The organism is Pseudomonas sp. MWU13-2862 (assembly GCF_023242495.1).
GTDB lineage: Bacteria > Pseudomonadota > Gammaproteobacteria > Pseudomonadales > Pseudomonadaceae > Aquipseudomonas > Aquipseudomonas gingeri_D.
Genome location: NZ_JALMEZ010000001.1, coordinates 166996 through 181395 on the forward strand (window position 1 = coordinate 166996; position 14400 = coordinate 181395).

Annotated in this window: 18 protein-coding genes and 1 pseudogene; 9 read left to right on the plus strand and 10 right to left on the minus strand. The window is 54.5% G+C overall.

The window, feature by feature from the left end:
- Nucleotides 1-116: 116 nt before the first annotated feature.
- Nucleotides 117-419 (minus strand): antibiotic biosynthesis monooxygenase family protein, encoded by a 303-nt coding sequence (locus M5C56_RS00855; protein ID WP_103495755.1) that lies wholly within the window; start codon nucleotides 417-419, stop codon nucleotides 117-119.
- Nucleotides 420-906: 487 nt separating this feature from the next.
- On the opposite strand from M5C56_RS00855, the gene M5C56_RS00860 reads away from it, so the two are divergent.
- On the plus strand, nucleotides 907-1971 hold the full coding sequence (locus M5C56_RS00860; RefSeq protein ID WP_103495756.1) for a lipocalin-like domain-containing protein: 1065 nt from the start codon (nucleotides 907-909) through the stop codon (nucleotides 1969-1971).
- A gap of 150 nt (nucleotides 1972-2121) precedes the next feature.
- On the opposite strand, the gene M5C56_RS00865 is transcribed toward M5C56_RS00860, so the two are convergent.
- Together M5C56_RS00865 and M5C56_RS00870 are read right to left on the minus strand one after the other, a co-directional pair.
- Nucleotides 2122-2496, minus strand: coding sequence for a hypothetical protein (locus tag M5C56_RS00865; RefSeq protein WP_103495757.1), 375 nt, complete (start codon nucleotides 2494-2496; stop codon nucleotides 2122-2124).
- The gene (locus M5C56_RS00870; protein ID WP_103495758.1) at nucleotides 2496-3464 is read right to left on the minus strand and encodes a hypothetical protein; all 969 of its coding nucleotides are present in this window, start codon (nucleotides 3462-3464) and stop codon (nucleotides 2496-2498) included. Before M5C56_RS00870 ends, M5C56_RS00865 begins: the two co-directional genes overlap by 1 nt.
- Before the next feature lie 329 nt (nucleotides 3465-3793).
- Here M5C56_RS00870 and M5C56_RS32440 point away from each other — a divergent pair.
- Nucleotides 3794-3886 (plus strand): annotated as a pseudogene (locus M5C56_RS32440) (transcriptional regulator); the annotation flags it as partial.
- A 252-nt stretch (nucleotides 3887-4138) separates the two neighbouring features.
- On the opposite strand, the gene M5C56_RS00880 reads toward M5C56_RS32440, so the two are convergent.
- On the minus strand, nucleotides 4139-4399 hold the full coding sequence (locus M5C56_RS00880) for a hypothetical protein (protein WP_103495759.1): 261 nt from the start codon (nucleotides 4397-4399) through the stop codon (nucleotides 4139-4141).
- A gap of 357 nt (nucleotides 4400-4756) precedes the next feature.
- Between M5C56_RS00880 and M5C56_RS00885 the strand changes: the two genes are divergently transcribed.
- The 3 genes from M5C56_RS00885 to M5C56_RS00895 all read left to right on the plus strand — a co-directional run bounded on the left by M5C56_RS00885 (nucleotide 4757) and on the right by M5C56_RS00895 (nucleotide 7141).
- Nucleotides 4757-5242: a hypothetical protein gene (locus M5C56_RS00885; protein ID WP_103495760.1), complete on the plus strand. Its 486-nt coding sequence runs from the start codon at nucleotides 4757-4759 to the stop codon at nucleotides 5240-5242.
- 61 nt (nucleotides 5243-5303) lie between these two features.
- Nucleotides 5304-6188 (plus strand): DUF6216 family protein, encoded by an 885-nt coding sequence (locus tag M5C56_RS00890; protein ID WP_247262989.1) that lies wholly within the window; start codon nucleotides 5304-5306, stop codon nucleotides 6186-6188.
- Nucleotides 6189-6322: 134 nt separating this feature from the next.
- Nucleotides 6323-7141: a hypothetical protein gene (locus M5C56_RS00895; protein ID WP_247262990.1), complete on the plus strand. Its 819-nt coding sequence runs from the start codon at nucleotides 6323-6325 to the stop codon at nucleotides 7139-7141.
- A gap of 138 nt (nucleotides 7142-7279) precedes the next feature.
- Here the strand turns inward: M5C56_RS00895 and M5C56_RS00900 are convergent, their stop codons facing one another.
- The 3 genes from M5C56_RS00900 to M5C56_RS00910 form a co-directional block, all read right to left on the minus strand.
- Complete coding sequence (locus M5C56_RS00900) at nucleotides 7280-7501, minus strand: DUF2188 domain-containing protein (RefSeq protein ID WP_103495762.1); 222 nt, start codon at nucleotides 7499-7501, stop codon at nucleotides 7280-7282.
- Between the two features lie 120 nt (nucleotides 7502-7621).
- Nucleotides 7622-8110: an RES domain-containing protein gene (locus M5C56_RS00905; RefSeq protein ID WP_103495763.1), complete on the minus strand. Its 489-nt coding sequence runs from the start codon at nucleotides 8108-8110 to the stop codon at nucleotides 7622-7624.
- Nucleotides 8107-8616: an antitoxin Xre/MbcA/ParS toxin-binding domain-containing protein gene (locus M5C56_RS00910; protein ID WP_103495764.1), complete on the minus strand. Its 510-nt coding sequence runs from the start codon at nucleotides 8614-8616 to the stop codon at nucleotides 8107-8109. Before M5C56_RS00910 ends, M5C56_RS00905 begins: the two co-directional genes overlap by 4 nt.
- 355 nt (nucleotides 8617-8971) lie before the next feature.
- Between M5C56_RS00910 and dusA the strand changes: the two genes are divergently transcribed.
- Nucleotides 8972-9973: a tRNA dihydrouridine(20/20a) synthase DusA gene (gene dusA / locus M5C56_RS00915; protein ID WP_103495765.1), complete on the plus strand. Its 1002-nt coding sequence runs from the start codon at nucleotides 8972-8974 to the stop codon at nucleotides 9971-9973.
- A 182-nt stretch (nucleotides 9974-10155) separates the two neighbouring features.
- Here the strand turns inward: dusA and rssC are convergent, their stop codons facing one another.
- Entirely contained in the window at nucleotides 10156-10638 is a 483-nt protein-coding gene (gene rssC / locus M5C56_RS00920; RefSeq protein ID WP_103495766.1) for an anti-sigma factor antagonist RssC, read from the minus strand.
- Nucleotides 10638-11819 (minus strand): two-component system response regulator RssB, encoded by a 1182-nt coding sequence (gene rssB / locus M5C56_RS00925; protein ID WP_103495767.1) that lies wholly within the window; start codon nucleotides 11817-11819, stop codon nucleotides 10638-10640. The genes rssC and rssB overlap by 1 nt, the downstream gene beginning before the upstream one ends.
- Before the next feature lie 277 nt (nucleotides 11820-12096).
- Here rssB and M5C56_RS00930 point away from each other — a divergent pair, with 277 nt between their 5' ends.
- Complete coding sequence (locus M5C56_RS00930) at nucleotides 12097-12393, plus strand: PilZ domain-containing protein (RefSeq protein WP_103495768.1); 297 nt, start codon at nucleotides 12097-12099, stop codon at nucleotides 12391-12393.
- Nucleotides 12394-12456: 63 nt separating this feature from the next.
- On the opposite strand, the gene M5C56_RS00935 is transcribed toward M5C56_RS00930, so the two are convergent.
- Nucleotides 12457-13143 carry a VacJ family lipoprotein gene (locus tag M5C56_RS00935; protein ID WP_103495769.1) on the minus strand — a complete coding sequence of 229 codons (687 nt, stop codon included), beginning with the start codon at nucleotides 13141-13143 and terminating at the stop codon, nucleotides 12457-12459.
- 197 nt (nucleotides 13144-13340) lie between these two features.
- On the opposite strand from M5C56_RS00935, the gene M5C56_RS00940 reads away from it, so the two are divergent.
- Both M5C56_RS00940 and M5C56_RS00945 read left to right on the plus strand, forming a co-directional pair.
- Complete coding sequence (locus M5C56_RS00940; RefSeq protein WP_103495770.1) at nucleotides 13341-13952, plus strand: phosphatase; 612 nt, start codon at nucleotides 13341-13343, stop codon at nucleotides 13950-13952.
- A 124-nt stretch (nucleotides 13953-14076) separates the two neighbouring features.
- Nucleotides 14077-14340 (plus strand): DUF4404 family protein, encoded by a 264-nt coding sequence (locus M5C56_RS00945; RefSeq protein WP_103495771.1) that lies wholly within the window; start codon nucleotides 14077-14079, stop codon nucleotides 14338-14340.
- The last annotated feature ends 60 nt before the right edge of the window (nucleotides 14341-14400 follow it).

Here is a 14400-nt window from a genome sequence, read left to right on the forward strand (position 1 = left end):
CGGCACGCCAGGCAGTGTCAGGTCCTTATGAGCGGTTCAACGACCCGCAACACATCATAACCGCCGAGCAGGCTCGCCCCTGGACCGCGTCAAAATTGGCCCAAGCCCTCGCGCAGCTAGGCTGGAATCGTTGGGCCAAGGTGCAAAACGGTTGCGGGACCAGCCCTGAAGGTAGGGTTGTGTGTACCCGCCGCAATCATATGAGGCGTAAGGTCATGAGCCGCCAGGGCTGATGTCGATGCCCAACGCTCCATCAAAACAAACTGGTCGTCATTGCCAGCAACCCGATGAAGATCGTATTGCAGGCATCCCTCTTCATTTCTGACCAGTGGGGCAAGCTTTTCAAATGCATCAATCTGCGCCTGCCCTCGCCCTGCCTGGGTGGAAATCAAAACAACCAGCTTCACTTCACTCGACATAAACAGGCCCCATGCTGGTATTCAGAAGTTTGATTGCACATTGCGGTAATGCCACCGATCCGACGGACATGGCAGGAAAGCATGATTGGCGCCCGTACAGCAAGCCGGGTCGGAGTAGCACTTGCCCTTGGGGGCCATGCTGGCAATGTCTTTTCGGCATCCAGCCCTGAATAACCAATGGCATCAAATTGACATTGCAGCTTCAGAATTGTCAGCTAGCCTTATCGGCCAGGACGTTTGAAACCCCGGCCCCAATAGCCGGCCCATAACGATGCTCCTCTTTCATGGAAGAAGACATGACCAGCCCAGGTGTCACCTCGAGTGTGCGACACCTCTTCTGCGCCCTGACAGCCCTTCCCCCGCCGAACCGGGTTGCCCCGGCCTTCGCTGACAGTAGATTTCTTTCTCCTGCACAGGCGCACAGCAGTGCGCGGGTACAGGCGCGGTCGACACCCACCATCTGGTTTCCATAGAGAGAGGCGACATCATGAAGTCATCGCAGCTTGCGCATCCTCCTGTTCCTGTTCCCATTCCCCCGTCCGAAGTGGTCCTCCACCTTCCCAAGGACCAGTACCTGCACGTCGGCGCACCGACTGAATGGTGGTGGCATACCGGCACGCTCAAGGCAGGCGAGCGTGTCTTCGGCTTTGAGATCAACACGGCGGCGTTCTATCCGTTGGGTTTCTTCCAGGTGATGCTGACGGATGTAGAGAACCAGAAGCACTATCAACTGACCTCCTTGATTCCGGGTATCAAGGATTGGGCGGAAAGCGACCCGAGCAAGGACTGGTGGGTGAAACAGACAGGCCTCGACGGTGTGTCCTATGTGACGATGAAAGCGCCGCAGGCTGATCCGACAAAAAACATGCAGGTAGAAGCCGTGATCGTGGACACGGACACCAAGACGGTCGTGAAGTTTTCGTTGAGGATGTCACAGGAAGGACGCCCGCTGTTTGTATGGGGCCATGGTGTGCTGGACTATCCGGAAAAACCGGGTGGCCTGAAGCAGAACAACTACTACTACTCGCTGACACGGATACACACGGAGGGGACACTGACCGTCGGCGACGATGAGTTTGCGGTGAAGGGGCTTACGTGGATGGACCACGAGTATGGCAATTTCGGAGACGCTGCCCACCCGGTCATGTGGTTCCTGCAGGCCATGCAGTTGGACAACGGAGTGCACATCTCGCACTACACGACATTCAGCAAGAGTGCTCCTGCGCCAAAGCTCGATGTGCCGGTGCCGAGCAAGGCAACGATCGAGTTCCCCGATGGGACCACCTACTTCCAGACGGATTGCACGATGACGCCGACAGGAAGAACCTGGACCGGTCCGACCGGCGTGGTGTTCTTCATGGAGTTCAAGGTAGAGATTCCATCGTTCGATGCCGTGCTCCATGTGGTCAGTTTGGTGGATGCGCAAGACTTTCCCTTCCCCACGCTTCCTGGCACCAAGCCCAGTGATACCTATGAAGGCGTGGCCAAGGCCAGCGGCACCTTCAAAGGCAAGCCGGTGCAGGGCACGGCCTGGAACGAGCAACAGTCATAGGGGGATGGCCCTGATGTCTTTGTTTCAGATATTGGGGCCGGTCTTGCTTGCGCCTGCAAGGCGAAAAACTGTCGGGCGTCTGGAATCTGTTTCACACCTACCTGGCCGGTAAGAAGGCTAATGGGTGTCCCCCTTTCCCTCTTTCCCCCATCACAATTCATCGGTGACGGGCACCACCAAATGAAAGATACAGAGCAAAATAAACAGTATCCCCAAGTACTGGGGGAGCTTGAACCAACGCTGCAGGGCTATTGGGACAGGTTCAAGCTCCTGTTCGGTGAGCAATCCTCGCCGCATGTAAAGCTTTGGAAACATGAAGAATGAGCCGACAAAGTACACTCGCATGATTCGACTGTCATAGGAGTTACCACCCCACCAGCGGTGATGACCGATCATCGTCGCGTTATCCTTAAAATATGCTTCGGCCACATCCAGTTTGGTTTTGGCGAGATAGGCTAAAAGTCCCGTACCAAAGAAGGCAGAAAACAAGAATAGAACATCCGCCACTAGCATCAACGTCTCCATCAGTACGCCCTCTCATAAATAAAATTACCGAAACGCTCTCCCAGTCCTCCACCGATGATCCCGCCGGTATAGCCACCGACAGCGCCGCCAATAATCCCGCAACTCAAAGCGCCCCATCCTCCCGAGACGACACCAAGTCCAAAGACGCATACAACTCCCACGGCATGGGCTCCCAGCTTTCCTCCGAAGTGAGACCCTATAATCCCTGCCGCCGCTTTACCTCCCTCTACATACCGCGCCTTCCTGCACTGCTCCTCCCGCCCCGTCGAACACGCCTCCTGAATCGCCAGCCCCGCCGCCCCCACGTCCAGCGCCATACCCACATAGCCACCTTTGCTCAGGAAACGGGAGGTGCTGGCAATCTTGTTGATCCGTTGTGCATACCCGTCGATTTCCTGGCGATGCAGGTAACTCCGGGTGGAAATACTGAGCATCTTCTTGATCGACTTGTTGTGCCGCAGGCTGGTGCCGTAATGACCGACGCCCTGGAGTTGCATGTCCAGCTTCTGGAACAGTGCCTGGCGCTTGGCGATGAACTCGGCCCTGGCCGAAGCGCCGCCTTTCAGATGCCGCTGATGCAGCTTTTCGATGTCCTTCAAGGTGTCCTCAACCCCGGTCAAATGCCGCCCCCAGGCCGCAGTGGAACTGCCGATACCAATCGAGCTATAGCCCAGCAAGCCTTGCAACAAATCATAGTTGTTCAGGATCTCTACACCTGCCCTGGGTTCGAGGCTCAGGGCCAGATCGACTTCCCGGGCCCGGGTCATCAACCAGGCTTCTTCAAAGGTGCAGGAGGCCGTGCTGTCGTCGGGTACGATCACCAGTTGCCCTGGGGTGACCATCGAGCGGCGCAGGTGACTATTGGTCGTGTCGAACTTGGTGAGCGCATGTGAGCCGCGCTGTATCAGCAGCTGGCTTTTTAGACTGGGGTAATGAGTGGTCTTTTCATTGATGAATCCGTGCGCCATGTTTCACATCCTTGATGTATGAAAAACGGCGTTAGATATAAAGGCGGATAAACACTAAAAGAAGAGCAACATCGCTTCCAGAGACGAACCCCAACTAATTATCAGAAAAATCCCACACACCAACAAGGTGAAGCACCCGTATCCTGTCAAGAATGGCAGCCACTCCGACCTACAATAAAAATTTTCCTCGATGATCTATGAGCGGGACTCTGAGTTTTTCCAAAACCTGGTGCCAGCGTCACCCTGCTCACGCTAACCATCCACGGTAAAAAGCGTCACCGAAAACACACCTGCAAACATATGACGCAGAATCGCCAAGGAGCTGAATCATGCCCCTGACTGAAAAAGAACTCACGGAACGGGATGCCAAACGTAATATCGGCGAAGAGCTGTTAGCGTCCATTCGGGATGTGAAGATTGGGCTGGTACAGGAAGCCGATAACGGTAAATTCACCACGAATGAACAGGTGGGGACGATACGTGTCCGGCGCTGGAGCCAGAACGCAGACTCGACTAGCCGCTGACTGGTGAAATGGCGTCAAGGACCGTCCCCAACGATATCTCTTCGGTTGCCTTGGGGTCACCCGCTTGGTTTGGCCAAAGGGGCGTGCTGCTCGATCGCTATCAGATAGCACCTGATCATTTCGTTAAGCGACACGCCACCCGATACAGTGTCAGGCCATTAAGCGCTGCTCAACGACCCGCAGCACATCACAACCATCTTGTAGCAACAGCGCGGCCACGCCAGAAATACGCATCAAATCGATGCCGTCCGAGTGATGAGTGCTCATGCACGAAATGCTGTCCAACATATCCCGCGCAGACGTAATGCGTTGGGCGGCACAGGCCAGCAGATCATGCAGTGGGGCTTGTCTGTCGATGAAGAGGATGGTGTGTTCGGTGGGTTTGGATGAGTCGAGGGGGGTGTAGTCCATTGAATGAAGCTCCCATTGGTTGCCAAGAGCTGCTGCCATTCCGACCGGCCAAGGTCGTTCGCGGAGTTTGCCGCGAAGGCCAACTGTAGGGCGCAAGGTATGATGACGCAACCGAAAATATTGGTGCAGCAACCTTCAGTAACACTCACACAGTAGGCATCCCTCCTGTACCCATTCAATAACTGACCCTACATGCTCCGTACTCTCTTGCTGGTCGATGAGTTAATTTTCGCAGGCCGTCCAGAGGATCTATTTTTTTTAAAATCAGCCAAAAGCTGTCATTGAAGAGTTTAAAGTTATCTGTTCCGCAGCCGATACAGCCGAGTGTCTAATTACCTTTTTACGAAGGACCGTATAATGTTTTACCCACGCGAAGCTGAAAGAGACCATCTGTACAACCGAGTCATCCTGCTCACCATAGCATGCTTTGTATTGCTGCTACTGGCTGCTATGGCACGACAGGAAGGATCCATCTATGCGGCAATCCAGTTGAGCGCCCTTGAGATCAAAGGTACCGTGACGCAACTGGAGGACATCCCAATGAACAAGAACGACAAAGTAATCCATTACCAGTTTATCGATCACGACGGCCATGTTCACGAAGGTGAATACAGGGACGAGCGCTATGGGCAAAAAGCCCGATATGAGGTGAACGGGGTAATTTCGTTGCTTTATTCACGTTGGTTCCTGCAAACTAGTAGTATCACCACAGAACTACACACCTACCGCCCCGGTTTTTACATCATGACTGGCGGGGTGTTACTAGCATTGTTATTTCTAGGTATCTCCGTCCGAACGGTAAGCCGTATTTTCATCCTGAAGCAGGAAGACCGTTTCTATTGAGAAAAAACAAATTTACTCTTTTTTCAACACCACTCAACCAAAAATTCCTCAGATAAAATCCATGACTCAATCACACGAAAACGCACTCTCTTGGCCTCTTGAAAACTACGCAACTTTCACCAGCATCGCCACCGCGATTTTCATATTCGGATTTATAATCTATATCTATACACGCTCCGGCTCGCTCTTATTTTTACGCGACCTATTTTGGCGTCTTTGCGGAGGGATCGATAAATTTAATGATTCGCTATTCGAACAAATGCGAAAGGACCTTAGGGAGCTAGAGTACTACCGTTTTGAATTTAACATTCCTGCAAAAAACCTGAAGCAAGCTAGGCTTTCTGCGGACTGGATTTTGAAAAACGACATATCATCAAGAGACGTTGCTAGAGCAAGAAATTACATTGACTGGAGTGACTTTAGCAAACTAAAAATAAAGACAAAATCAATTTCAAAAGGAATAGAAACACCTAAATTGATAGTAACAATTTTATTTATCGCAATAGCTGCCACAACCTCACAATTCGCGATTACAAAATATCTAATGGTTTCATTAAAAAATGCACCCGATGTTCCTTCATTTTATATATCCGAAGACAATGTTAAATTTAAAATTTTTGCAGACATTTTTTTGACACCTGCTGAGTGCCGCTCATCTGCATCACTTGAAAAATTTATCACACCAGAGTTTCAAGAAAAAAACCTAGATACAATTTGCTCATTTTTTATCGACAGCAGATACAACGACTATGTCAATAACGGCCTAAGCCAGCAGCGAGGCCTTCTCCTGATGATAACAGCGTGGTCACTTTTTCTTGTTTTTACCTTCGTGGCAAGCCTAACCAGGCTACACACCGCTAGAGCATTACATACACATCTAAAAAGCAGAGAACGTATGGAGCACCTAAATCAAGAAAAAAACGAGAGTATTTATTTAATCCCGTAAACAGCCACCAAGCGCCAACAGCAGAAAACTGGAAAAATAAATGCGCCCATTTTCCAATATATCAATGCGTTATTTGGCTTGTATGATAGAGAAGAATTCGCCTACTCACTCCATCGGACTGGAAAACTAAAAAAATGAATTCAACACCTATATTTCGCGCGCTTTGCAAAGAAGCAATGTTTACCAAAGAGCTACTCGGTTCTGGAGTGACTCAAATCCGTAGAGCAAATTATGCCACACAAGGTCTTTATTTCCAGGCTTTTAGCAACCTAAGCATAGGACTAGAACGAATAGGAAAACTTTGCCTAACTTTAGATCACTTCATCGAAACAAATGGAAGTTTCCCTACCGACGAACAGCTTAAAAAATCAATTGGTCATGACCTAGTCAAATTATACAACCAGTCCCAAGCCGTAATAGAAAAAAGAAAAATAAAACTCAGAACACTGCAAAAACTTGACAACCCCATACACTCCAGCATTCTATCCATTCTTTCAAAATTTGCTAAAGGTGACCGCTATTCAAATTTCGACTTCTTAGTTGGAAGCTCACGCCAATCCGATCCTACTGGAGAGTGGTATAAAAAAATCGATATGCAAATTTTCAAGATAGATATTACGGAACAAAAAAAACAAATTATAAAAAAGAAAGCCGAACTCACTAACAGGTACTTGAGTCAAATTGGAATGATTTCGCACACATCTGAAGATGGAGCAGCGATCAGTGACTTTGAGGATGCGAGCCATCGGACTGGAGTCTTTGAAGCCGTAGCTCCAAAAAGGCAGCTGTATATACTCCAAATGATCCGGTACTGGTCGGAGGTTCTTTTTGCGCTGGAAAACCTAAGTAGGCAAGTCGATAGGATGGCCACACCTTATTTCGGCGAAATCTTAGGTGGATTCGCCAACGACGACTCGTACTTTAGAACTAGAAAAACATGGGATAAAATTTAATTCTTACCCACAACTGAACGACTCCAGAGTTGAATATTAAGGACCGAAAAGCGGACGGATTTATTTAATCCTCGCTGAGAACCATCAAGTACCAACAGCGGAAAACTGGAAAATAAATCAGTCCATTTTTTCTGCCGGTTAGGCTGACCGCCAGTGATCAGGTTTACCCTTATCAGTATTTCGGACTCGTGCAACCAAAGGCTGGTGACCCAATTTTTTTGCTGCGTCTATAGCGTCCTTTTGGGTCTTGTAGTCTGTATCAGTGACTCTAAGACCACCTGCATGCTCAAGTACATAATCAGCAATTGCAGCGCCTTCTGGTTTTCCCTTTGGTCGTGGTTCAACAAATACATTAGCCATTACTGTAGTCCCTTAGCTTGCCAACATTGGCCATCAAGACGGTAGATGCCATACGTAGAAAGTCAAATAAGTCAGTCCCCTTACCCCCTCTGGTTTGAGTCCCTACTGGCCAATCACCGCTTACTTAAGCAACCGAGTATCCAGCCCAAACCGCTCCTGCGACACAAGTCTGAACTGCTCAGCCGCCAAATCGCAGCTCACCAGCAAATTCCAGGAATGCCGAGTCACCGCCGAAGGGATCAGCACGAAGGGATGCTGCGCCAACAACTCATCAGCAAACTGTCGCTGATTGGGCGAGGGTAACGAAGGGACAAGCCAATTCGGGTTCGGCACATCTTCTGGCTGCACAACCTTGATAAGCGACGAATCCAGCACCTCAAAGCACGTCAGCACATGGGGCACCCTATCCAGTGCATCGAACCCCAAGTGGGCCGTAACTTCCAGAATAGCCGTGGACGGGTCGGACGACGCATAAATCACCCGGCGGCCGGGTGGGTTCCATCGGCCACCGGATCGTTGCGCACCAATGCCACTGTCCCAGGTATCCTTGTAGATCTCACGGTCGAGGCGCCAAGCGTGCCACCGCCCGTCCCAGGGCAAAGGATTCATTGGTAGACCCCGTGTTCAATCCGGGTCAGGTAATCCTCCACCACCTGGAAGCCAAGCGAGTTCTCGATCAGTTCCAGCGGGACGTTACCGTCCAGGTACTTGCAGGGTTTCTTCAGCCAATCCTCAGCCAACTGCTGGCTGCCAAACACGTTGGTGGCGTGCTCCAAGGTCTGGGCATACTGAAACGCAACCGTACTTTGCTGCTGGTTCAGGCGTACCGGCTTGGTCTCTTTCGCCAAACGCTGGACGGTCCTGACAGACTTCCCTGTAATGCGCTGAACCAGGTCGTGCTCCATGTACAAAGCGGATGTTGAAAGCATGTCCCTGACGTCACTCAGGTCAAAGCCTTCCTGCGTGTACCGGATAATCAGCATGCGCTCATCACCTTTGCGGCCATGTAATAGCACCTCAGTAGGTTTTCTGGTAACGCTCTCTGTCCTTGGCACCGTTACTCCTTTTCCTGTGGATTTAACGGTTGGCTTGTTAGCTGGCTTCGCTGCGGACATGGCGGTGACCTCCCTACGACATTTGGCACAATCATAGCGCCAAATGTCGCGATGCGAGCAGCTGAGTTTACCGGCCTAAGCGTCGCGCTCTTCATCTGCTTCCAGCGCGGCATCCAAGGAGAGTGCTTTCGCGTAATACAGCAGAAGGGAGAATGGGCAGCAGCAATAAGGGTAGCGGAGCACTCGAAGCGCTCAAGCCAGCATTTGAAGCGAAACATTTCAAACGCCTGCTGCGCTTGCCAGCCCCGGCGATCAAACCCATTTCCTGATAAACTGCGCCCCATTCAGCCTCACGCCACTCAAGCCCGCGCCCTGCCCCATCCGCGCCGGCTGCGCCTACAGCGACAGACCTTCCATGCCTTTGAACGACGCTACACCTTCCCGCCCCGAGCCATCTCGACGCTTTAGCGTTGCCCCGATGATGGATTGGACTGACAGACATTGCCGATTCTTCCTACGCCTACTCTCCAAACACACCCTGCTCTACACCGAAATGGTCACCACCGGCGCCATCCTTCATGGCGACCATGAGCGGTTCCTGCGTCACAACGAAGCCGAGCACCCACTGGCGCTGCAATTGGGTGGTAGCGTTCCTGCCGACCTCGCCGCCTGTGCCCGTATGGCCCAGGACGCCGGTTACGACGAAGTGAACCTCAACGTCGGCTGCCCCAGCGACCGGGTGCAGAACAATATGATCGGTGCCTGCCTGATGGGGCATCCGGAGCTGGTGGCCGATTGCGTGAAAGCCATGCGCGATGCCGTGTCGATTCCGGTCACGGTGAAACACCGTATTGGCATCAACGGTCGTGACAGCTACGCCGAACTCTGCGATTTCGTGGGTAAAGTGCAGGAAGCCGGTTGCCGCAGCTTCACCGTGCATGCGCGGATCGCAATTCTGGAAGGGCTGTCGCCGAAGGAGAACCGGGATATTCCGCCGTTGCGGTATGACGTGGCGGCTCAGTTGAAGCAGGACTTTCCGGCGTTGGAAATCATCCTTAACGGCGGGATCAAGACGCTGGAGCAGTGTCACGAGCATTTGCAGACGTTTGATGGGGTGATGCTGGGCCGTGAGGCGTATCACAACCCGTATCTGCTGGCTGAGGTGGATCAGCAGTTGTTTGGCAGTGAAGCACCGGTGATTTCACGGGCGGAAGCGTTGGCGCAGTTGCGGCCTTATGTGGCGGCGCATATTGCCGATGGCGGTGCGATGCACCATATCACCCGGCATGTGCTGGGGCTGGGTACCGGGTTTCCAGGGGCGCGGCGGTTTCGGCAGTTGCTGTCGGTGGATATTCACAAGGCCAAGGATCCGCTGGCTTTGCTGGATCAGGCTGGGGAGTTGTTGGAGGGGCGGTAACGCGATCGGCTAGGGACCGCGTTATCGTTCTTCGCGGGCAAGCTCCGCTCCCACAGGGGACCGCGTAGGACCGTATTGTCGTTTATCGCCGGTTCAAGCCGGCTCCAGGTTCGAGAGAAGCGCAAAAAGGGCGGCACCTGGGAAGGTGTCGCCCTTTTTTGTACGCGCTCGGCGTCAGTCGGTCAGGAACGCTCCAGCGCATTCACCAGGTCGTGAAAGGCTTCGCGGTTCGAGTCGTTCAGGCCCATCAGGATCTTGTGCGCTTCCAGCACCTTGACCCGCACCACCTCTTCCGACTGATCCTGCGACGGCAGGTCGGTCAGGCAATCCGTGCACGGGATCGGATGGTTGACGATGTTGAAGACCTGGTCAAAGCCCATGGACTGCAACAACCGGGTGATGTCTTCGTGGGTGGTGACCACGGTCGGCAACAAGCCCACCTTCTGCCGCGACAAGATCGACAGTTTGGCCAGCAAACCCAGCGTGGTGCTGTCGATGCTGCGGGTTTCCGTCAGGTCGATCACGATCGCCGAAAAGTTCAGCGCCGTGAAGATCCTTTCAATTGTTGCATCCAACGCTGAACAGAGGGTCAGGCGAACTTCACCGACAAACTTCAGAACGAAGGTGCCATCCTGCTCGGCGAACTGGATTCTACCGGTACTCATCAAATGTTCCTGCTCAACACTAACAGGGCGATATCATCCGGCATCTCCCCTAGCGTGGCCAATCCAAAGACCTGGCGCAAGCCATCCAGGCTGCCCCCGGCTGTTTTTACCAGTTCAGGTAAAGCAGCCTCTTTCTCTTTGAGTGTATCTTGCTTCAAAAGGTCCAGAATGCCATCAGACATTAGCGTCAAACTGAACGCCGGCGGCAGTTCCAGGATGTGATCTTCATAGGTGGCCTCGTTGAACAAGCCCACCGGCAAACCACGCCCTTCCAGGTAACGCACGCTGTCCGGGGTGTAGAGCACCGGCAACGGCAGATGCCCGCCAATGCTGTAGGTCAGCAATCCGGTTTCTTCGTCGATCACGCCGCCGACCATGGTCACGTGCTTGCCCAGCTTGCAGTTGATCAGGCCGCGGTTGATATGGCCTAGCACCTGCGACGGGGTGAACTCCGGCAAGGTGCCGTTGCGCTTGGATTCGAACAGCAGGCGCGTGGTCATGAATTTCAGCAGCACGGTGACGAACGCCGACGATGCCCCATGGCCGGACACGTCCGCCAGGTAGAACGCCACGCGGCGCTCATCGACGCGGAAGTAGTCGACAAAATCGCCCGACAGGTACAACGACGGAATGATCTGGTGCGCGAACTGGAAGTTGTCGATGCTCCACGGGCTGGTCGGCAGCATGTTCATCTGCACCTGGCGACCGGCGTTCTGGTCTTCCTGGAGCAGGTGCAGGCTGGCTTCGAGCTCTCGGTTGGCGGTTTCCAGCTTCTCGCGGTAGCGCTGGTTCTCCAGCAGCAGCCGCGCACGATCCAGCGCCCGGCGCACGGAGTGCTCCAGGACGGCAAGGTCCTCAAGGGGCTTGATGAGGTAGTCCGCGGCACCCAGGCGCAACGCTTCGACAGCGTCGTTCATGACGCCCGCGCCGGACACCACGATAACCGGCGTCTGCGGCGACAGGTCGGTCACCTGACGAATCAGCTCGAGGCCGCCCATCTGGGGCATGCGCAGGTCGCAGATCACCAGATCAGGCTTGGACTGCTCGAATACCTCAAGACCCTGCAAGCCATTGCCGGCCTGCAGGACGCTGAATCCGCTGTCTTCCAAGTAGGCCGCAAGGCTTGCACGCACTACTTCGTCGTCATCAATTATCAGCAGCGTGGCACTGGTTTTTTGCATGTGGGCAAACGGCGCCAGAATTAGGTTGGCGTAGACAGCAAGGCAACGTGCCCGACTCGTACTACTGGATTCGCTTTCTAGCCTCTCTGTCCCGAATCGGGTCGGACGATCACGTCCGGTGCATCGGTATCAGAGGTGCCCTTCTAAGGCGCAGACGGTACTCCCATCCGCCGGGCGTTTCAAGCTCATGCCGATGGTCGCCTGACGTCTTTACACCTCAAATCACCGGGAGTTATAAGAACAGTGCAAACCACAACGGAATCGAAGGACAGAAGTGATGAGCCGAACCGATCAGGACTATAGTGAAAAGCGCGATTACATCCGTATGCGCGTCGACGCCGACGTGACGCTGATCCATGCCGGGCTGGAGATTTCCGCGACCTGCCTGGACCTGTCGAGCAGCGGCATGCAGATCGCCGCGCCACGGGCCTTCAAGGCCGGCGACACGTTGCTGGTGCGTATTGATTCCGACCATCCGGCGCTCAAGGGCCTGGAGGCCGAGACGGAGGTGGTCTGGGTCCAAGACGAAGGCGGCGGCCAGCGCCTGGGGTTGCATATCCTCAAGATGAACTGAGGCCCGCCAGGCACAAAAAAGGCGACCTCGTGAGGTCGCCTTTTTCATTTACCCGACAAGCCCTTAGAAATCGTCTACAACCTTGCCGTCCTTGACCTTGAACTCGCGGTTCTGCAGGTAGGCGTTGCGGATGAAGATGTACTTGTCGCCGGTGATCAGCTTCTCGCTGGACAACAGGCTGGTGCGGGTGTCGATCACTTCCGCGCCGAGCGCCATGTTGCGCGCCGGAATGTCGTTCATGTAGCGCCAGGGCTGGGTGTAGGTGTCGACGTACTTGGACGGCGCGTCACGCAGGGTGCTCGGGCCGAAGAACGGGATCACCACGTACGGACCGCTGCCCACGCCCCAGTGTCCCAGGGTCTGGCCGAAATCTTCGTCGTTACGCTGCAGCCCCATTTTGGTGCCGACATCGAAGAAACCCGCAACACCGAAGATGGTGTTGAAGAAGATCCGTGAAGTATCGACACCCGCCGCTTGAGGCTTGAGCTGCAACACGTCGTTGGCCAGATTCTGCACATCGCCGATGTTGCGGTACATGTTGTGGATGCCGTCGATCAGGAACTGCGGCGTCACTGCCTGATAGCCCTGGGCCAAAGGTTTCAGCGCGTAGGTATCCAGCACATCGTTGAACTTGAAGATAGGGCGGTTGACGCTCTCCCATGGATCTTCGTCTGCCGCCTGTGCGGCAAATGGCACCAGCGCAACGCCGGCACACAGGGACAGTTGAGCTAGACGATTGATCCAGCGCATAAAAAGAACTCCTTGGATAACACGGGGCTGGGCAACCGCACCCTCGAAAAGCGGCCAGTATAAAGCGGATAACTTCGATTAGGCAGTCTGCTCGAGACAAGTCCTGCAAAGATTTACAGATGACACGGGGGCAGGCCGCCGTCATCCTACTGTCATGGCAGTGTCTTAACCTGCGAAGTCATTTCAGGGACGTTGCCATGCCATTACCCGCCGCCTTACCGCTGCCCGCGCCCACCGCCCTGCTCTTTGGCCTGAGCGGTTGCCTGGTGGACTTCGGCGCCCGCGCCCGCCCTCACCTGGACCCGGGCGAACACAACCACGCGACGCAGGGTGCCTTGGAGATCTTGCAAGGCCTACAACAACGCGGCGTACCCTGCGCCTGGCTGGATGAATTGCCCCACAGCCTCAGCCAACCCCTCGCCGCGACCTTGCCGAGCTGGATCAAACCCACCCTTACCCCCGCCAACTGCGCCCAATGGCCGGCGCCCAACGCTTGCTGGCATGCGCTGATGGCCCTCGGCGTGGCGCAACTGGACGGCTGCGTGCTGGTCAGCGGCGAGCCGCGCCTGCTGCAATCGGGCCTGAATGCCGGGCTCTGGACCATCGGCCTGGCCTCTTGCGGGCCCTTGTGCGGCCTGTCGCCCGTGGAGTGGCAGGCACTGCCGCAGAAGGAGCGGGAACGCAAACGCGGCAAGGCCACCGTCGAGCTGTTCGGCCTGGGCGTGCACTCGGTGATCGATCACCTGGGTGAACTGGCGACCTGCCTGGACGATATCGCCCTGCGCCGGCTCAAGGGCGAGAAGCCCTGACGCGGCGATCTTGATCAAGGTCATGCAGGCCGCGCGCGAGTGGATTACTCTGACATCAGGCACAGACCTTTATCGCCACATGGCGGTCTATGTGCCAGAGATTATCCAAAGAGGAAGTACCACAATGCCTGCCCGCGAACTGCAAGACCAACTCAATACACTGCGCGAGCAACTGGAGCAGAACCCACCGCTCTCACCGGAAGAGCGTGAACACCTGCAATTGCTGATGCAGCAGATCGACGCACAAATCAAACTGGAGACCTCGACCCAGGACACCAACCTTGCGGACGGCGTCAACCTCGCCGTGGAGCGCTTCGAGCTCGAACACCCAGCCATCGCCGGCACCTTGCGCAACATCGTGCAAACCCTGGGCAATATCGGTATCTGAACAGGGCCATGCACTGGCCCGTCCCCCTCCGACGCAGCAGCGGCTGTTTTCAAGGGACGG